This is a genomic window from Chloroflexus sp. (assembly GCF_049970315.1).
Classification (GTDB): Bacteria; Chloroflexota; Chloroflexia; order Chloroflexales; family Chloroflexaceae; genus Chloroflexus.
The window spans coordinates 170572-191310 of the sequence record NZ_JBMFNE010000001.1; the positions used below are offsets into that span (position 1 = coordinate 170572).

Annotated in this window: 11 protein-coding genes; 7 read left to right on the forward strand and 4 right to left on the reverse strand. The window is 55.9% G+C overall.

The annotated features are described in order from the left end of the window. Positions 1 to 44: 44 nt before the first annotated feature. The 7 genes from ACP5OT_RS00770 to ACP5OT_RS00800 all read left to right on the forward strand — a co-directional run bounded on the left by ACP5OT_RS00770 (position 45) and on the right by ACP5OT_RS00800 (position 13966). Positions 45 to 7520, forward strand: coding sequence for a DUF2298 domain-containing protein (locus ACP5OT_RS00770; RefSeq protein ID WP_428131066.1), 7476 nt, complete (start codon positions 45 to 47; stop codon positions 7518 to 7520). Further along, positions 7517 to 10048, forward strand: a complete 2532-nt coding sequence (locus ACP5OT_RS00775) for a DUF2298 domain-containing protein (protein ID WP_424674591.1) — start codon at positions 7517 to 7519, stop codon at positions 10046 to 10048. Before ACP5OT_RS00770 ends, ACP5OT_RS00775 begins: the two co-directional genes overlap by 4 nt. Positions 10049 to 10174: 126 nt before the next feature. Continuing rightward, positions 10175 to 11839, forward strand: coding sequence for a phytoene desaturase family protein (locus ACP5OT_RS00780; protein ID WP_424674592.1), 1665 nt, complete (start codon positions 10175 to 10177; stop codon positions 11837 to 11839). 118 nt (positions 11840 to 11957) lie between these two features. Beyond that, positions 11958 to 12647 carry a Crp/Fnr family transcriptional regulator gene (locus tag ACP5OT_RS00785; protein ID WP_424674593.1) on the forward strand — a complete coding sequence of 230 codons (690 nt, stop codon included), beginning with the start codon at positions 11958 to 11960 and terminating at the stop codon, positions 12645 to 12647. Between the two features lie 594 nt (positions 12648 to 13241). Continuing rightward, entirely contained in the window at positions 13242 to 13586 is a 345-nt protein-coding gene (locus ACP5OT_RS00790; RefSeq protein WP_424674594.1) for a class I SAM-dependent methyltransferase, read from the forward strand. A gap of 23 nt (positions 13587 to 13609) precedes the next feature. After that, the gene (locus ACP5OT_RS00795; protein ID WP_424674605.1) at positions 13610 to 13696 is read left to right on the forward strand and encodes a hypothetical protein; all 87 of its coding nucleotides are present in this window, start codon (positions 13610 to 13612) and stop codon (positions 13694 to 13696) included. Positions 13697 to 13750: 54 nt separating this feature from the next. Then, entirely contained in the window at positions 13751 to 13966 is a 216-nt protein-coding gene (locus ACP5OT_RS00800; RefSeq protein ID WP_424674595.1) for a hypothetical protein, read from the forward strand. 956 nt (positions 13967 to 14922) lie between these two features. Here the strand turns inward: ACP5OT_RS00800 and kynU are convergent. From kynU to ACP5OT_RS00820, 4 genes are all read right to left on the reverse strand, one after another. After that, on the reverse strand, positions 14923 to 16191 hold the full coding sequence (gene kynU / locus ACP5OT_RS00805; protein WP_424674596.1) for a kynureninase: 1269 nt from the start codon (positions 16189 to 16191) through the stop codon (positions 14923 to 14925). Between the two features lie 517 nt (positions 16192 to 16708). Then, positions 16709 to 17998: a polysaccharide deacetylase gene (locus ACP5OT_RS00810; protein WP_424674597.1), complete on the reverse strand. Its 1290-nt coding sequence runs from the start codon at positions 17996 to 17998 to the stop codon at positions 16709 to 16711. Positions 17999 to 18385: 387 nt separating this feature from the next. Further along, a complete protein-coding gene (locus tag ACP5OT_RS00815; RefSeq protein ID WP_428113871.1) occupies positions 18386 to 19681 on the reverse strand; it encodes a dihydrolipoamide acetyltransferase family protein in 1296 nt (431 codons plus the stop codon). Positions 19682 to 19728: 47 nt separating this feature from the next. Further along, positions 19729 to 20712: an alpha-ketoacid dehydrogenase subunit beta gene (locus tag ACP5OT_RS00820; RefSeq protein WP_424674599.1), complete on the reverse strand. Its 984-nt coding sequence runs from the start codon at positions 20710 to 20712 to the stop codon at positions 19729 to 19731. Positions 20713 to 20739 lie beyond the last annotated feature (27 nt).

A 20739-nucleotide genomic window follows, 5' to 3' on the forward strand; every position in this document is an offset into this window, starting at 1 on the left:
TGTACGCCGTTATCGTATTGGCAAGACATCTTGTGAGAACCACCGTGCGACAGGCTCTCAATCGCTCCGCTGCATGGGTCGTCCGCCTTGGGCTGGCGGCCATTTTCCTGTTGGCACTCTACTTCCGTACTCTCAACCTTTTTGATTGGGATAGCGGTACCGGTCAGCATCCTGACGAGCGCTTTTTTACCTACGTTGCCTCGACCGTTCGTCTGCCGAGTGATCTCGGTGAATTCTACGATTCAAGCCGTTCACCGCTTAACCCACGTAATTACGAACAATTTCCGCTCTATGTATATGGGCCGCTGCCGATTATGCTGACGCGGGTAGTTGCAGTCATGCTAACGCCTGCGGAGGTGTTGTCGGCCCAGGTACCCTCCATTGAAGGTCCCCCACGACTTGGCGCCGATCCAACAGCGCCACAAGAACGGCGAACCGATTACGGGCCACCGGTGGCAAACCCTGAGCGGAACTGGCCGCGCTTCCTGCCGTTACGCTGGTGGCTTAACCCTGATGGCGTCAATTTAACTACCTATGGGGAGATTGTAAAGGTTGGCCGTGCCTTAGCCGTCGTGTTTGATCTCGGTAGTGTGGTACTCGTCTATTTGATCGGCAGACGGCTGTTTGGTCGGCGCATCGGTTTGCTCGCCGCCCTGTTGACGGCGCTGACGGTGATGCATATTCAGCAGAGCCACTTTTTCGTTGATCCAGCCTTTTCAACGTTTTTCTGCTTACTGGCACTGTATTGGACGGTACGTGCGGCACAGGGTGGTGGTATCGGTGTGTATGTCGCATTGGGGGTGAGTATCGGCGCGGCAGCGGCGAACCGGATTACCATGGTGACAATCGGTGGCTTGGCGATTGTCGCGGCATTCATCGCGGCGCAGCGTGCGTTGCGGGGGCAACGTTGGCACGCGCTGTTTGATCGTTTCTGGCAACGTGAGATGTGGTTGCTCGTTGTTGCGGGGATCGCAACAGTGCTAACGTTTCGCATCTTGGCACCTGATGCGTTCATTGGTTCACGGCCCGATTCACCGCTTATCGATAGCCCATCGATCTTGTATGGTACCGGATTTTTTGATATTCGACTTGATCCACGTTTTCGCGAAAATCTGATCACGGTGCGCGCATTGGTGACCGGCGAGTATGATTTTCCCCCCGGTCAACAGTGGGTAGGACGGCCGGCTTATCTGTTCCCGTGGCAAAATATGGTGCTTTGGGGAATGGGTCTGCCGTTGGGATTAGCGGCGTGGGGTGGCTGGTTGCTCTTTGCCGGGCGTTATGTGCGGCGCGGGTGGCAGTGGGCTGTGCATCCATCAGCACAGATCGGGCGTCCGTGGCATCCGGCATGGGTGCTATGGGTGTGGGTTGCCTTCTACTTCGGTTGGCAGGGTAGCCAGTTTGCCATCACAATGCGGTATCTATTGCCGATCTACGGTGCACTGACCGTACTGGGTGCGTGGATGCTGGTCGTGCTGGGGCGCTGGGGGCGTCGGCGCACAACGAAAGCCGTATCGTCGTTACGGCCGTGGGCGATGGTTGCCGGCCGTGGGTTAGCCTGGGCAGCTCGCTGGGCTTTGCCGGTGGTACTCGTTGCAACTGCGCTTTGGGCGTATGCCTTCTCCCGTATCTATACGATGCCTCATTCGCGGGTACAAGCGGCTCGTTGGTTAGCCGAACATGCCCCGCCTGGGAGTTTTGTGATCTCGGAACGTTGGGATGATCCGTTACCGCTCCAAGCGACCACCAATGCGGCGTGGGGGATTACCTTCTTTGGGATCGATTCATCGCCCTATGCCGAAGATGAGCCGGCGAAGTATTTCGGTCAAGGTGGTGAGCTTGGATTGCTTGATCAACTCGACCGTGCCGATTACATTACCCTCACGAGTAACCGGGTCTACGATAGCACGTCGCGCTTACGTATGCGCTACCCGGCGCTCATGCGGTATTACCATAGCCTATTTACCGGTGAACTCGGCTTTGAATTAGTCGCAGAAATCACCTCATACCCGACTGTGCTCGGGATTCGGTTTCCCGACTGGATGGCCGAAGAGGCGTTCACCGTCTACGATCATCCCCGTGTGTTGATTTTTCGCAAAACACCGCTCTATAGCCGCGAGCGAGCCGAGCAATTGATAACGGCTGCGGTTGAGTGGGGTGAAGTCTATAAATCACCGCTCCAGATTGCCGATCGCAATCCGACGGCGCTGCGCTTGACCGATAGTGTTTGGCCACGTTATGCAGCCGGTGGCGATTGGTGGGCTTGGCTGGGTACCAACCCGTTTGCGCCGTTGCTCTGGGTATTCTGGATCGAGGCCCTCAGTTTGGCCGTTTTCGCCCTGATCGGACCACACCTACACCGGTTACCCGATCGCGGCTTCACCCTTGCTAAGATTAGTGGCTTGCTACTGGTTGCGTATCTGGCATGGCTGGCCGGCAGCTTGCAGCTTGCGCCCTTTGCCCCTGTTACTTTGTGGACGATTGGGATAGGGTTGTTAGGGATAGGCGCAGTTGTCAGTTGGCGCACACGTTACACCTTGCGGCGTATTTGGCAAGAGCGTTTGCCGGCGCTGCTGATAGCCGAGACTCTCTTTATCGGCTTTCTGCTGCTCGGCGTGACGTTGCGCTGGTTCAACCCCGATCTGTGGCATCCGGCCCGTGGTGGGGAAAAGCCGATGGATTTCGCTTATTTGAACGCCGTCTTGCGCAGTGCGGCATTTCCTCCTCTCGACCCGTGGCACGCTGGTGGCTACATAAATTACTATTATTTTGGGTTTGTGCTCGTTGGGGCCTTGATCCATCTCAGCGGGGTCGCCCCGGCAGTTGGCTATAATCTCGCTGTAGCCACAATCTTTGCCCTAACCGCATTCGGCGCATTTGGCGTCGTCTACAATCTCCTCGCTCCGCGTCTCCCGCAACTCCGGCGTGAATGTACTGCGTTAGTGGCCGGTGTGCTTGCACCGGTATTGATGTTGTTGCTCGGTAATCTGGCCCAAGCCGGTTGGTTCCTGAGTGGGTATGCTGCCGAACAGGTAGCAAAGGGGCGGTTGGAGTGGGCTTTCTGGGATGCGACACGCATTATTCCGGGGACGATTAACGAATTTCCGTTTTTTACCTTCCTCTTTGCCGATCTGCACGCACATATGATCGTGATGCCACTCAGCCTGGCTGCGTTAGGCTTGGGGCTGGCGTGGGTGCGTACAGGTGGAGCTACTCATTGGTGGTTGATAGGGTGGTTGGGTTTGGTTGCCGGTGCGATCCGTGCCACCAATACGTGGGATTACCCGACGTTTGTTGGGTTGACCGGTCTGTTGGTGGCAGTGGCGACCGCACGCCACCAACGGCGTGCCGGTTGGGGATGGCCGGCAACGGTCTTGGTCGCATTAGGAGTTGGAGTGGCACCGGCACCGATCGGGAACTTGCTCTTTGCCCCGTTTATCGCCAACTTTGCTACCGACTCGAGTGGGATCGAGGTGTGGCGTGGCGCAGGTGCTACCTTACTAGAGGCAATTCTCACTGCCGAACGAACGACAACGAGTCAGCTTGTACAGATCGGTGGTCATTGGCTGGCGATCTGGTTGATCGTGATCGGGTTGTGGACGTGGCGGCGCGGAGTCTCCATACTGATTGTACAGAGTTTGGCGGTGTTTTTCTTAATCGCATTGGCGTTTAATGTGCCGGCGATCGTACCGTTGGTTGGTCTACTGGTCGTATCCATCTGGTTACTCTGGCAGATGCGGCAGTGGCCTTTCACCTTTCTGATACCTGCCCTGTGGGCACTCGGCGGGATCGGGTTATGGGCGTTGGTTGAGGTCGTCGTGGTACGCGGCGATGTGGGCCGGATGAATACTGTGTTCAAATTCGGTCTGCATGCATGGATGCTATTAGCACTAGCTACCGCAGCGGCCATGCCATTGTTGTGGACGGCGACAGCACGGTTGGCGCATCAATGGCGTTGGTCATTGCGTGCCGGGGTAGGTCTGCTGCTCGCCGCCGGGTTGGTCTACCCGCTTACCGCTACTCCTGCTCGTCTTGCCGATCGCTGGGATCGCGACGCACCGCATACTCTCGACGGTATGGCTTTTTTTGCCAACATCACCGCTGCACGTAACGGTCCGGCGTACTCGCTCGATGAAGATGCTGCCGTGATTGATTGGCTCCGGCGCAACGCGCGTGGAACGCCGATTATCCTCGAAGCACACCAGCCTTCATACCAATGGGCCGGACGCATTGCCGCCTTCACCGGTTTGCCCACCATTCTCGGTTGGGAATGGCACCAGATTCAGCAGCGGAGTGCCGTTAATGCCGGACCGGTCATTGCACATCGGCAGCAGACGATTGCAACCATCTATAACACACCCGATCCCGACACCGCACTGGATGCCCTGCGTCGCTATGGAGTTGAGTACGTCTATATCGGTGGGGTCGAGCGACAACTGTACAGCGCTGAAGGACTGGCTAAATTTGCTGCGCTCGCCGCACGTGGCGACTTGATACTTGCCTTCCAACAGGGCGAGAGTGTACTGTATCGCGTGCGTTCGCCGGGTCAACCACGGATGCTGACCAACGATCTGCCGATTCGCCCGCCGAGCAAACGTACCACACCGGCACTAGAATTAGCCAAACCGGTTCAAGAGTTGCCAGCTGTTGGGCGATTGGGTTGGAATACGCTGTTCAACGAACAGCAGTGGCTGGCGGTTGTGGCATGGCTACTGGTGTGGTATGTCATCGCCGGACTGGGGGCATTGCCGGCATATAGGGCATTGGGCCGGTATGGGTTGGCGTGGGCGCGTCCGGTCGGGTTGATTATGCTCGGCTATGCGATCTGGCTACCGACGAGCCTTGGCATATGGCGCTACGACACGGTGGGGCTGATCGGTGGTTTTGCCGCGATGGTTGGTCTTAACCTTGCGCTCTGGGTGCGTGGTATTCGTCCTCATCGAGCTGCATGGCGAGCGATCGTGCCCGGTGAACTGATCTTTCTCGCCGGGTTTGCGGCTATGACGGTGATCCGTGCGCTTAATCCCGACCTGTGGCATCCGGTTTGGGGTGGCGAGAAACCGATGGAGCAAGGGTTCCTCAATGCGATCCTGCGTAGTCCGGTGATGCCGCCCTACGATCCGTTCTACAGCAATGGGTACATCAACTATTACTACTACGGTCTCTACCTGATGTCGCTGCCGATCAAGATACTCGGTCTCGATTCGGCGATTGGCTTTAATCTAGCACTGGCTACGCTCTTTGGTATGCTGTTGGCCGGGGCCTACGAGCTAGGGCGACAATTGGGCGGTCGGCGACGGTATGGTATTGTCGCGTTGGTGTTGATCGGACTGGCCGGTAATCTGACAGCGATGATCCCCGCAGGCTGGTCGCAAGGTGTCAATGGTTTGCGTCTGCTGCTGAGCGGTAATGCCGAACTGCTTGGGGATTGGTTTATCGGGCCTAGTCGGGTCATTCCGTACACTATCAACGAGTTTCCGCTCTTCAGTTTTCTCTATGCCGATCTCCATCCACATCTCATCGCCCTTCCTCTCTCGCTGTTGGCGATTGGGTGTGCGTGGCGGATGATCGATCGACACCATACACCGTCTCGTTCGCTATGGATGCTGACGGCACTGACCCTGGGCACGCTAGCGGCGACCAATTCATGGGATTTTCCGACCTACGGTTTGCTAGCAGGGATAGCGATCATTGCCGGTGCGGTGCGATGGCATGGATGGCGCTGGTCGGCGCTCGTGTTGGCGGTGGTCAAAGCTATTGGGTTAGGTGTCGGGTCGCTCTTGCTTTTCGCTCCCTTTTTCGACCGTTACTGGCCAATGGTTCGTGGGATTGGCTTGGTAACGACGCACGTCACACTACCATTTGATTACTTCCTGCTGTATGGTCTGCCGCTCGTGATTATTGTGCCGGTGGTCTGCGGAGCGGTCGTGAAACGCTGGCAGCCCTTCCTACCGGAGCGTGCATGGGCACTGTTATTGAGCGGGATAGGGGTAGTTCTGATTGTCGGTGCAGCATTGCCAGAGCTGGCTTTGCGTCTCATCCTCCTCGTTATTCTTAGTCTCACCGGTGTGCTGTTGGTGCGACGGGCTATCGGGGCACCGGCATGGTATGCGCTCCTCCTTGCCTGGTTAGCGTGGGCCGTATCGTTGGGTGTTGAGATCGTCTATATCCGTGACCATCTTGACGGCAGCGATTGGTACCGCATGAACACGGTTTTTAAATTTGGGTTGCATGTTTGGGTTTTACTAAGCCTCGCGGCTGCCGGCCTTTTACCAAGACTGTTGCAGTGGTTGAACCGGCGCGGTGGTCAACCGGCCCGTGCGGCGATGTTGATCATCGTAGCGATACCGGCGCTGATGGCAGCGAGCTATCTCCCGGTTGCCATTCCTTCGCGGATTGTCACCCGCTTCCCGGTCACGACCGGTCTGACGCTCGATGGGATGGCTTTTATGCAGCACGCTACTTTCACTTACGACTGCAATGCGTTTGGCGGCTGTGCGCCGGATACTTCGATGGTGCAGGTCGATCTCAGTGGTGATGCAGCGGCAATCCGCTGGCTCAACCAGCAGATCATTGGAACACCGGTCATTGTTCAATCGAGTCTCTGGTTCTACCGTGCCTATGGTATTCGGGTTGCTGCTGCCACCGGCCTGCCAACGGTCATCAGTGCGTTGCACGCCGACGAACAGCGTGATCCGCTTGTCACCGGTCGACGGGTTCGCGATATTGAAACCTTCTACACAACGAGTGACCCGGAAACAGCGTTGCGGATTCTCGCCCGTTACAACGTTGATTATGTCTATGTTGGTGGGGTTGAGCATGCCTTCTATCCTCAAGGCATGACCAAGTTCGCAGTGTTGCGCGATCGCTATTTACGACCGGTGTACGAACAAGATGGGGTAGCGATCTATGCCGTAACCGGCTTGCCCGACAGTTACCGTCTGTTGCGTGCCGAGACGACGTCGGTGGGGCAGCCGGTACCACCGCCACCACCTCCTAACGAACCATCGGTGGATGTGTCCGAGTTAGAGGCTGCTGTTGCTGCCGATCCGACCAATGGTTCCCTTGCCTTTGGTTTGGCCGATGTGTATCGCCAACAAGGACGGCTGAGTGAGGCGGCGCAGGTGTTGGCGATGGCTGCTGCGGCCAACCCCGGCGATGTCGGTTTGCATCATCTGTGGGGTGACATCTTGGCCGATCTTGGGCGGTATGACGAAGCAGAGAAAGCGTATCTGGCAGCGGTGGAGGCTAGTCCCACTGCCGGCAACTACAACAAATTAGCAATGGCGTTGATCGATTGGGGTCGGCTCGACAAGGCTGAGATTGCCCTAGGGCAGGCGATGAGCATTGATCCGGCCTTACCTGATCCGTATTTTCAGCTTGCCCGCCTGTTCATGCTCCGCAACCAGCCCGCCCTCGTCAGAGACGCGCTACAGCACTATTTGCAGTTGGCCCCTGATGGACGCTGGGCTGGGGAAGCAACGGTGATGCTGCGCAACCTCGAAGGGGGTCAGCCATGAGCGGCGTTGCCGGCGAGGTGTTGGTTTGGTGGGGGATGGCCCAGCTCTTTACCCTGCTCGGCTGGCCGGTAGCCTATCGCCTGTTTCGCCATGTACCTGCACTCGGAATTGCTTTAGCACGTCCACTTGGTCTTCTGCTGACGGGCTTTGTTACGTGGTTACTGGCGATGCTGGGCCTTGGCCGCTTCGATCTACCACTGATCGTGATTTGTTGTTTGCTGATCGGTGGTGGTGGTTGGTTTTGGCTTTGGCGACAGCACCATCGTCGTCCTCCGATTGGACAATGGCTGGCCGGCGAAGCGATCTTTCTCGCGACCCTTCTCGGTGTGGTCTGGTTACGAGGGCACGATCCGACCCCGTGGGGCACCGAGCGTCCGATGGATTTTGCCTTCTTCAACGCCATCCAACGGAGTGGCCTATTTCCACCCCACGATCCATGGTTAGCCGGCTACAGCATTAACTACTACTACTTTGGCTACCTCCTCATGGCCATTCCGGCGATGTTGAGTGGGTTGCCGCCGGCGACTGCCTACAACCTGTCGCTTGCGCTCCTGGCTGCAATGACGGCCCAAGGCGCTTTCGGTATTATTGACGAACTGCTCCGTCTCCTCAATCATCCACCACGACCGATTCTTCGTGGTGTGTTGGGGGTGCTCGGTGCAGTTATCATCTTGGTTGCCGGTAATCAATCCGGTGCGATCCAGGTTCTCACCGGCGACGAGCGTGCGATTGCGCTCGATGATCGTCAACTCCTCGCAGCATTGGGCCAAGCGCTGCGGGGCGAAGATTTTATCACCTTGCCATACCCGCTCCAAACGGCACCGCACGACTTTGGCGTAATTGACGGTTGGCGGCGTACCGATAAGTGGAACGATTTTAACTGGTGGTGGCCGTCGCGTTCACTGTGGGATGGGTACCGTGTTGTCGGTGATCCACCACGGCGCGAGCGACGCTATACGATCACCGAATTCCCTTTTTTCAGTTTTCGTCTCGGTGATATGCACCCGCACGTGATGGCGTTGCCCTTTGCAACACTGGCGATTGGCCTCGTGCTGGTGGTAGTGGCGACACCACCAAGCCATACGTCCGGCAGCAGATCGGATACTGATGCGGGTGAGGCGCAGGTGGCGAGCGCTCATAGTGTAACTTCGGTTGTTGCACTCTTTCCTACCGGTCGTGCTGGCTGGTTGATGCGGATACTCCACGGGATTATTCTCGGTAGTCTGTACGCTATCAACAGTTGGGATCTGCCGACCTATCTGTTGCTCTACTTGGGTGGTTTGGCGTTAGTGTCCTATCAGGCTGGTACTACCTTTGGGTGGCGGACATGGTTGCGCGAAGCGGGGATCATTACTGTACTGGCGTTTGTGCTCTTTCTCCCCTTTCATCTCACATTTCGTTCACCGGTCGGTGGAGCGACACCGTGGCTGGATGTGCCAATTCTCAGTCGGCTCACGAGTGTGATCGGTGTGTATCTGGGTGAACGGAGTGGTTGGCACAGCTTCGTGATCATCTTTGGTCTGATGGGATTACCGATTATCGCCGGTAGTTATCTGTACCGGCCGGCGTATCATGTTGCGTTATCCGACTCATTACAACCGCGTTGGTGGTCGTGGTTGCCGGTGATCTTGTTAGTCGTTGGTCTCCTGATCGGCTTTCCACTCATAGCACTGGCCGGGTTGGTCTGGGTCTTCGGCCAACGTGCTCTTGTTGCCGTCGAAACGGGGGTACGGGTTGGTCTGCTGATCGCTGCTTTAGGGTGTGCCATCCTCTTCGGGGTGGAGATTATCTACATCCGCGATGTTTTTGAGGGTCTATCGGCCCGCATGAATACCGTTTTCAAGTTCTATTATCAGGTTTGGCTCCTCTGGGGCATCCTCGCGCCGGTTGGATTGTGGTGGATGTGGGGTGGTGGAGCGGTCGGGTGGCGACGGTTTGCGGCTGCTGTCGTCAGTTTGTGTGGGGTTGTGCTCTTGATGGGAGCCAGCATCTACCCGTTGCTCGTGGTGCGCGATATTGGGCGTGGGCCATGGATCGGTCTCAACGGCTACACCCCGCGCGAGCAGAGCGCAGCCGGTGCGGCATCGATCTCGTGGTTGCGGCGCTATGCTCCGGCAGGTAGTGTGGTGCTTGAAGCTGTGGCTCTCGAAAACGAGGCGGCCGTCGCGTCTGGCAGTGAAACACCGCGTTGTGGCGGCTCGTACAACTGGCAGGGATTCGGTGGCGTGGCCGCAGCGACTGGGTATGCGACCGTGCTGGGATGGGTAGGACACGAAATGCAGTGGCGCGGTGGTGACGCGGCGGCACTGGCCGAACTCGGCCCGCGCTGCCGCGCAGTCGATACTATCTACCGTAGTGGTGATCTGGCTCGCATTCAGGCCCTCATTGAACAGTACCAGATCGACTATATCTACATTGGCGCCCTCGAACGTGAACGCTATTCGGCCGACCGTCTGGCCGCACTAGCTCAGGTGGGTGAGCAGGTTTTTGCTCAGGATGAAGTCGTGATCTATCGCGTGCGACGATAAGACCGCTCTTGCCGACCCTGATGAGACCAGCGATGGAGATACTTTATCGAACCTTTCTCCCCTACCATCTTTCACCCATCTGACGGTATACTACAAATGTGACTAGTATAAAGCTTAGGGGAGACTATGCCATCATCAACCGATTATGACGTGATTGTGGTCGGCGGCGGGCACAACGGGCTGACTTGTGCCGGCTATCTTGCGAAGGCCGGTAAGCGCGTCCTGGTGCTCGAACGTCGACCTATTGTCGGGGGTGCTGTCTGCACTGAAGAAGTGATCCCCGGCTACAAGATCGATGTCGGTTCATCAGCCCATATCATGATCCACCTTACCCCCATCGTGCGCGACCTCGAACTTGAACGGCATGGGCTTGAATACATCGACATGGATCCTTATGCCTTTTACCCCTTGCCTGACGGGAGTGGCGCGATCTACTTCTACCGCGATGTCGAGCGTACCTGCCAGAGTATTGCAACTGTCAGTCCACGCGATGCGGAGGCGTATCGCCGCTTTCTCGACTTCTGGACGCCGTTGAATGAAGCTGTGTTTGACGTGTTCTTAAACCCACCGTCGGTCACGCGCTTGTTTGGCAAGGTTGCTTCGAGTATTCCTCGTCTGCCGAGATCCGAACAGAATGCGCTCGAAGTCACGCGCCGTCTCTTCACCAGCTATGCACAACTGATTGAGGAGACGTTTGAGAGTGAGGCGATGCGGTCCGCGATGACGTGGCTAGCGGCGCAGAGCGGCCCACCACCGGACGAAATCGGTGCCGGCGATTTCTTCGGTTGGCACGCGATGTTGCACTACAGTGGTGCTAAACATCCACGGGGTGGATCGGGAATGCTGACGCAAGCGATGGCCCGCTCGCTCAAGGCCATGGGTGGCGAGGTTGTCCTTGATGCGCCGGTACGCCGGATTATCGTCAATAACGGTAAGGTCCAGGGGGTGGAGACGGCTGATGGCCAACGCTATTCAGCGTCGATTGTAGTTTCAAATGCCCACGTGTTGACGACATTCCTGCAATTGGTCGGTCCCGAACACCTTAGTGCCGAACTGGTCCGGCGGCTTCATCACATTCGGATCGGTAACGGTTTTGGGATGACGGTGCGCTGTGCTGCCGAAGAGTTGCCCGATTATAGTGCAGCCCGTAGCTATGGTCGTCCGCACGAGAGCCATCACGGCCTTCAGTTGCTCAGTCCGAGTATGAACTATGTGCGGCGGGCTTACGAAGACTACCTCCGCGGTGAACCGAGTCGCGATCCGGCAGTGATTGCGATGACCTTCTCGGCCATTGATCCCGACGTTGCACCACCTGGTAAGCATACGGTCTTTTTATGGGCGCAATATTTTCCCTATCAACTGAGTGGTAATCGCCATTGGGATGATATTCGTGAGTCGGTCGCCGATTCGATCCTCGAGGTACTCTATCGTTATGCCCCCAATATGCGCGGTAAGATTATCGACCGTTTTATCCAGACGCCACTCGATCTGGAGCGACGTATTGGGTTGTTGCGTGGAAACGTAATGCATGTCGAGATGAGCTTTGATCAGATGTTCTTCTTCCGGCCTTTGCCCGAATTGGCTGGCTACCGCACACCGATTAAAGGCCTGTACCTTACCGGCGCAAGCACCCATCCGGGTGGTGGGGTGTTTGGTGCGAGTGGCTACAATACGGCACGGGTGGTGTTGGCCGATACCCGTACACGTCGTTGGGGGCCTATCGCGTTGGGGGCAGGGGCATTGGCTGCCGGAGCCGTGTTGGCCGGACGAAAACTCTTGCGGCTTGGTTAGTACGAGGTAAACAGCCGAAAGGAGCACATTATGCAGTGCTCCTCACACTCGGCGAGACGAGTATCGCCTGAATGCGGCGATACTCGTTCCATCACCATTCTAGAATGGAAGGAGTCGTATGCTCCAACCGCACGAACTACATCTTGCCGGCGATATCTTACCCTTTTTACGTGATCCAACAGCGGCAATTGCGCGCGATTTCACCGTGCAGGCGACTCTCTTGCGGCTGCCGGCCGGCGCCACTATCTTTGCCGAAGGCGATGAATGTAACGTCTTTGCCGTGTTGGCCGGTGGGCAGGTACGGGTGCTCAAAATCGGTGAAACCGGACGCGAGATCACCCTCTACCGTTTTGGACGCGGCGAGAGTTGTATTCTCACTACCAGTTGCGTGTTGAGTCAGCGCAACTTCCCGGCGATTGCCGTGGTAGAGCACGATGCAGCGGCATTTGTTGTTGATCAGGCGACATTTCGTGAATGGATCGACCATTACCGCGAGTGGCGTGATTACGTGTTCCAGTTGCTCTCGCACCGCTTGGCGACGGTGATGGCCATTGTTGATGAGATTGCCTTCCGTCGAGTTGATGTACGGTTAGCTGAGTTCTTGTTACGGCATGCCCAAGGTGATCCACCGACGGTTAGTGCGACGCACCAGCAGATTGCCGCCGAGTTGGGCACTTCGCGTGAAGTAGTGAGCCGGATTTTGGCCGATTTTAACGACGATGGCTTGATCAGTAGCAGTCGTGGTCAGATTATCGTGCGGCATGTGGCAGGGCTGCGCCAACGCTGCGACCCGCGGTTCGGAGTGTGACCGGGTGTGAGCTGGTTGGACGATGTACGAGCGGCAGTATCGTGTGGCGTGTATTCGTCCACCGGGTGTAGGGTGGGGTGCGGCGATGATACCGCCGCCATCCAGCGAGTCGTCCACCGGGTGTAGGGTGGGGTGCGGTCGTGCAACTGCCGCATGCCATCGTATGGCTGCTAAGAAAAGGGATACTGGTAAAAATCTGACTATGCGTCCACTAACTATCATCACGTTTCTTGTCGCAACTGCTATCTTTACCCAGGGTGCTGGTGCCTGACGCACACCTCTTGCATTGGTTTGACATGCGTGCATTATCACCATCACCGGATTTTGTTACGAGACTTTCTCTGGTTAGCGATTGTCTTTGGTCGCAGGATCGTACATACGCTCCGCTAGCGTGAACTACGCTATTTAGACATTTACTTCGACAGAGATCACGGCGTTGTTCGGGTTTTAATGGTACCTGTACCCAACCGGTTTTGGTTTTTGACCAACTCTTGCGCTTTTTTATCTTCTGCTAACATTTGACCTGTCACGGCTATGTCAGAGTCTGATCTGGAGTCAGAACGCTGGCGCGGCAAACACGAGAAGGGAACGTCTGTGAACCAGTCACCGCCAAAGCCAATTGCTCAACAAGCGTATGATCTGCTAGCCGAACGGTACGCCGAACAAGTGCTCACCAAGCCGCACAACGCGTACTACGAACATCCGGCAATGCTCTCACTATTGCTTGATGTGCGTGGTAAGTGCGTTCTCGACGCCGGCTGCGGGCCAGGTATCTACAGTGAACTGTTGCTCGACCGTGGTGCAGAGGTGGTGGCAGTCGATGCCAACCCCAAGATGGTACGATTAGCACAGCAACGGCTCCAAGACCGTGCTCAAGTCTTCCAGGCCGACCTTGGCCAACCTCTCACATTTCTGCCCACCAATCGTTCGATCTCGTGATCTGCCCGTTGGTACTCGACTATGTGCGGGATTGGGAGCAGGTATTCACCGAGTTCTATCGTCTGCTACGGCACAGCGGTGTTTTCATCTTCTCGATTGAATATCCGTAGACCAAATTCAGCCAGCACCGCGAATCGGCCAACTATTTTGCTATTGAGCAGGTTGTGACGCCGTGGCACGGTTTCGGTATCACGGTGAATATGCCTTCATACCGCCGGCCACTAAGCGAAGTGTTTAACCCGCTGATCTATCCCGGCTTTCGGATCGATTACGTGCTTGAACCATTGCCCACTGCCGAATTTGCCGAGAACGATCCCAAGCATTACGCTGAATTAATGCGTGAGCCGGGATTTCTATGCGTGCGGGCGGTGAAGGGGTAAATGGAATGTCGAGGTTGAGGTTGTACAAGAAAATAAGAGTATCCTATTTCAAACATGGCGCTATTGGTGTACAGAGTCACAATGAGCTGAGAGGCAATTTCTTCAATGGTAGAAGCTTGGCAAGAAGCCAAAGGGTGATTCTACAAGAACGAAAAACTATTTGCCAGTGATGAGCGTTTGGTTCGTGAACGGATGATATTTCTGCTGTTGCGCGCTTGGGTGGGGCACAAAGGACCTCAATGAGGTCTACTATAGAATAATGACCAATAAGAGCGGTCCTGACTATATACTCAAAATTGATGTAGTGAGCTAATTGGCGATTGAAGTGCGGAAGAGTTACATGGTTACCCGGGACTTTGCAGTGTGATCAACGACAGGACTACACTCAGCTTCGTCAGGTAGCGTTGTTAGCCAATGCGAGACAACGGCTTTTAGCAGACAGTATCAGAGACAAGTCGATATTTCGACGTGAAGTGTTGTAGGGTTTTTGATCTAAAAAATCAGAAGGTCGTTGTGTTTTTGTGACGAATTCATCATTAAAGCATGCAGACGAAGTCGATGAGCGTACATTTGCAATTGGAACCACAAACCTTGGGGGTTGGATAAAGAAATATAGAGAAATAGTCAGCCCAGAAAGAAGAGACGAGTTGACAATCGCCGAAAGATTAGTTGTGGTCACCGAACAAGACATTCATGAGGGGCGCATTAATCGTACCACGCGAATCATAGCCGGACGCCAACGTTATCTGATTAATGATAAGCCGGTGCATAAAAACGACCGTCCATTCTTTCTTCGCGATAGGTGTCAAACGGCTTGTACATCAGAATCAACACCACCAGTATGCAAGCCGAGAGTCACGTAGGATTATTGGCAACATTGGTTAAGCTGGAACACGTTCAGTTCTGCAAATAAAACTAGTCGGGATGCTTTATGCCTTGTTTCGTCTTATCTTCTCCTACGTTACCTTTGGGCGATGGTCACGATAGTTGAGATACCGCTGCTCGGTGACAGCTTGGGCCAACCGCTCGACCGCAGTGTGAATGTTGCGGAAGCTGGTGTACAGCGGAGCAATTCCAAGCCGGATGTTGTCGGGAGTACGGAAGTCAGGCAGGACCCCTAGTTCGTTGATCAGCGCTAAATCGATGCCAAGCCCTTCTGGGTGACCAAGCGAGATATGTGAGCCGCGCCGGGCCGGGTCGCGCGGTGAGTTGAGAGTGTACCCCAGCGGAGCCAGCCGCTGTTGCCACAGCTCGATCAAGTATTCGGTCTGTGCAATCGATTTGGCCCGCAGTCGCTCTATGCCGGCGGCCAGTAACAAATCTACTCCCGGTTCGATCAACGCCAGCGAAACCACCGGCGGCGTACCGATCAGAAACCGACGTAGTCCGGGAGCCGGTTGGTAAGCGAGATCGAAGTCAAACAAATTGCGTTGCCCCATCCAGCCGGCGATAGGGTTGACCAATTGCTCTTGCAGGTCACGGCGAATGTACAAAAACGCCGGTGCACCTGGCCCGCCGTTGAGGTATTTGTAACAGCAGCCTACCGCCATATCGGCGCCGCTTTCCTTAAGATGAATAGGCACCACTCCTACCGAATGGCTCAAATCCCAGACGGTCAAAGCTCCCACGGCATGCGCAGCAGCCGTGAGCGCTTTGATGTCGTACAGAAAGCCGCTCTTAAAGGTTACATGCGATAAGGTAAGGAGTGCCGTAGTTTGATCAAGTAGTCCCAAGATGGTCTCGACCGGACCGTGAATACCATCACTCGAATAGGCGAGAGCAATTTCATGCCGTCCGCCGAGTAGATCGACCGCGCCTTGCAAAATGTAGAGGTCGGAGGGAAAGTTCAGATCGTCGCTGACAATTCGCTCACGCCCAGGACGAGCACGCAGGGCAGCAATGACCAATTTGAACAGATTGACCGAGGTACTATCGGCAACAATCACTTCGTCGGGTTCGGCGCCGATGAGGCGGGCAATCTTAGCACCGATCCGTTCGGGCAGATCAAACCACCCCTCATTCCAGCCACGAATCAAACGGCAACCCCATTGTCGTTGCACCAGATCGGCGGCCAGATCAACCGTCGCTCGTGGTAACCGCCCCAATGAGTTGCCGTCGAGATAGATCAGATCAGGATCATCATTAATGAACGCTTGGCGAAAGCCGGCCAGATCGTCAGTAGCGTCAAGCTGATCGGCGTATCCAACATCAAGGGGGATAGGCATTAGTACTCCTTTCTGGTACTGTGGATATCGTTTTGGGGCTAAGACCCTGAGAGCCTAACGGTTTTAGAGAATAGCCACTCAATGTGGTATGCTGGCAAGAAGGAACCACCAAAACCTATGAGAGGAGACCACCTATAGATAGCAATGTTCCTAATATACCCGACTTTTTGCGATTTTAAAACATTACTAATGGCAAGTTTAAGGGCGATCTAGTTGTATTTGTACATTATACTCCGAATTCTTCACGGATGGTGCAGGTCGATGCGCAGGGGTGTGGCAAGCGCGCCCCGCCGTGTCATGGTGAGTACGGCACTCTCCCCCTGTCATTGCGAGCACCCACCCCCTGTCATTGCGAGCGCAGCGAGAAATCTAAAGCGTCGGTCGGCGCACGCGGCACGTGTCCCCCTCCGTGTCATTGCGAACACAGCACCCACCCCCTGTCATTGCGAGCGCAGCGAGAAATCTAAAGCGTCGGTCGGCGCACCCCTACAAATACCGTTATCATATCTTGCCAATTTTAAGGCGATGGAGTAGGAAAGAGTGTTGGCACCGGAATCCGCACTGGATCGAGCAACAGCGGTGGAGTTGGGGTAGCCACCGAGGTCGGGAGCGCGTTATTGCCCGGCACATTAATCACTTGGCTGACTAAGAGGATCAGGACCAAGCTGGCGATAATCAGAGCGACCACTTGTGGTTGGAGATGAAACCGGCGCGTCAAGGCTTGGAGTCGGCGGGTTGGTGTACCGACCTCCGTTTCGGCGGGGGTGAAACGTGGTCGGCGTAACGGTGCTGAAAGTTGCCGAAGGGGACGGATTGCTTCCGGTGGAACCGGTGCAATCGGCGGTTCGCCGGGACGAAAGAGCTGTTCGCCGCCGGGTGCGAGGTAGAGCTGCGGTGCGCCCCAAGATTCGACAGCGTTTATCAACGCCGTGCGGCCAATCGTCATTGCAATATCAACCGGTTCACCGCTTGCCAGTGCTTGATAAAAGGTGGTACTCCAGTGGGCTTGGGCGGTTGGGTTTACGTCGGGTAATGCGGCCACGGCCCGACCGTCGGCTGCATGGAGATTGGCGGTAAAGATGGTACAAGCCTCAGATGGCGTTCCGGCTACTGTGATCAACCGGAGATCATCGAGGCTTGCCAGCAGCTCGGCCAGTTCGTTGGCATTTACCGCACGGCCCAAGCGGAGCCGAGGGGCTTGCCGTAGCGGCTGTTCGATGTCGCCGATGATATGCAACAGATGGCGCGGCTCGGCGGCCAACTCGGCTACCACCTCATCAGCCGTTGCGTCGCGTAGTCGGTCGACTACCAACAGACCAGCCCGAACGGGTTCGATCAGCGCCTCGCCTAGCGTATCAGCGGTTTCTTCATAACCGCGCGCAACCGCGATCAAGAGCCGGAGCGGCCCACTTACCCGACGAGGTGGTAATGGTCGGATGGCACGAGGACTGATGCGCACAAGGGTGTAATCTTCACGGAGAGCCGGTTGCCAATGCTGTTCGCCTTTGTGCAGTGCCATCCATTCCCACGGGAGGGCTACTAATTCTGGGGGTTCTATTACCAGTTGCATCTGCATCCGTGCGCCCTGTTCGATAGCATCGCGGGCAGCTTCGATAAGCAGTCTCCGAATGGGTGCTTGTAGCAGCATGTTGCCAAGCTCGACCCCCATGTCCGCCGGTGATCCCGTCAGCAATGGCGGTGACATCGTCGCTTCGGCCTTGCGTTCGCCGCATAAAGCACGCAATGGGTAGCCTTGTGGCCTGAGGGTGCCAATCACAATCTGAAAGGGAATGACAATCTCTTGCATGCCGGTATGCTCAGAATATAGCTCAAGTTTGTCTCTGAATATAACACGCTTAATTGCGACTGTCTACTATGTCGTGGCCTACCGCATCATCTCAAGTGTAAAAATAAGCACGATCCATAGATGTTGTCCTTGTAGATTAGTCGTTTCATGCCAACGTTTTTGTCTTGTTATCGTTGGAATGGGTTTTGGATTTTGATGAAGATAGCTAAAATTGTAGTTTTATCTATGCGTAAGTTAGTGAAGGCAAGAGAGTCAGCCAAAGACCTACGAGGGTATGCGAAGCGAGATTGGACGTGATCGTTTCGCCGAGTAATACGTTAGCCGACCGGATAAGCCTGAGGAAGGTGAGTGTATTCTCTACCTTCCTCAGTACCTATCGATCCAACCTTAACTCTCCCAACGTTCGAGCCGCTGTTTAACGGTAGCGAGGAATCGGTCGGCGGTGGCGCCATCGGCAATTCGGTGATCGAAGGTGAACGAAAGGTAGCAGAGTGGACGAATGGCGATGGCATCAAGCCCATTTTGGGAAATAACTACCGGTCGTTTGACCACTGCACCGATACCGAGAATACCTGCCTGCGGCTGATTGATGATCGGCGTCGCAAATAGGCTGCCGGTCACCCCGTGGTTCGTGATGGTAAACGTACCACCTTGCGTTTCTTCTGGGCGCAGACGCTTGGTACGTGCCCGCTCGGCGAGATCGTTGACGGCACGGGCTAAGCCGAGCAGATTCTTCTCGTCAGCATCAGGAATAACCGGCACCAGTAAACCTTCGTTGAGCGCAACTGCAATCCCCATATTAATACGGCGATGTAGGATGATACCTTGCTCGGTGAAGCTGCCGTTGAATACCGGTACGGCTTGTAGTCCGGCAATAGCGGCAATGATGAAATATGGGGTAAGCGTGAGACGCACACCTTGCCGATTAAAGGCTTCTTGATGAGCGGCTCGATGGGCGAGCACGCGGCTCAAATCTGCCTCCATCACAGTTGTGACGTGCGGCGAGGTGCGCACCGAGCGAGCCATATGCTCGGCAATGCTGCGCCGCATTGGCGTCAATGGCACCAATTCAGCATCAGCAGGAATCTCAACCGGTGCGGGTGTGGGAGCCGGGGTAGGAGCAGCGACCGGTGCGGGTGTGGGAGCCGGGGTAGGAGCAGCGACCGGTGCGGGTGTGGGAGCCGGCGCGGCCACCGCTTGGCGTTCACGTTCGGCGAGGAAGCGCATAACATCTTGTTTGGTAATACGCCCGCCTTGTCCAGTACCGCGAATCTGCACCGGATCGAGGTTGTGTTCGGCGAGCAACCGCGCTACGACCGGCGAGAGATAGGTATTACGCCCATCACTGGCCGGTGGAGCCACCGTTGTCGTGGTGGTTGCCGAGGCACTGGTCGTGGAGACTGCTACCGCACTTACGGTCACCGGTGGTGGCGTGCTCACCGCAGCCCCTGCCGGTGCGAGTCGTGCGATCACCGTCCCGACCCGCACCGTCTCACCTTCGGGAACCAAAATCTCGTGGAGCACACCAGCTTCAGGCGCCGGTACCTCCGTATCGACCTTATCGGTAACTACTTCCAACAACGGTTCGTATTTCGCGACCGGTTCGCCGGGCCGCTTCAGCCAGCGGCCAACAGTACCTTCGGTAACGCTCTCACCGAGTTGGGGCATTTTGATGTCGATCATGGAAATTCACCTGCTATCTGTCACGGGCGTATCTTGACTGACATGCCTCAATAGGCTGCGAGCCGGCGCATTGCCGTCGCAATCGAAGTTGGTGACGGCATAAACGCTGTTTCTAGCGAATGAGCAAATGGCATTGCCGGCACATCGGGTCCACCGATCCGCATCACCGGCCCATCGAGGTATTCAAAGGCGTGCTCAGCGATAATCGCCGCGACCTCACCGCCAAATCCGCCAAACAGATTGTCTTCGTGGACGATCAGTGCCTTACCGGTGCGCCGTACACTGGCCAGAATCGTCTCGGTATCGAGCGGGCGCAGCGTGCGTAGATCGACAACCTCAACGCTCACTCCTTCGGCGGCAAGTGTTTGTGCAGCTTCGAGGCAGTAATGCAGCATCAGACCATACGCAAAGACCGATATATCCTCACCGGGTCGCTTGATGTCGGCGGGACCAATCGGCACTCGATAATCCTCTTCCGGGACAAAACCCTTGATCAGGCGATACGTCTTCTTGTGTTCGAGGAAGAGCACCGGGTTCGGGTCTTCGATGGCGCTCTTGAGCAAGCCCTTGGCGTCATAGGGGGTTGAAGGCGTCACCACCTTAAGACCGGGCACGTGGGCAAAGAAGGCTTCAACACTCTGACTATGGTAAAGCGCACCGTGAATTCCGCCACCGTATGGCACACGGATCACCAGCGGCACTTCCCAATCACCGTTCGAGCGGTAGTGGATACGGGCCGCCTCTTGCACAATCTGATTAAACGCCGGGGCAATGAAGTCGGCGAATTGGATTTCAGCAATCGGCAGCATATCATTTAGTGCCGCGCCAATACTCGCACCGATGATCACACTCTCGGCCAATGGCGAATCGATCACTCGCATCGGTCCGTATTTGTCGTACAACCCTTCGGTAACACGGAAGACACCGCCGCGTTTCCCAACATCTTCACCGAAAATGAAAACGCGCGGATCGGCAGCCATCGCCTCATCGAGGGCCTGCCGGATCGCTTCGAGCAGGTTCATCTCGGGCATACTATCCTCCGTGAATACGTTTAACGC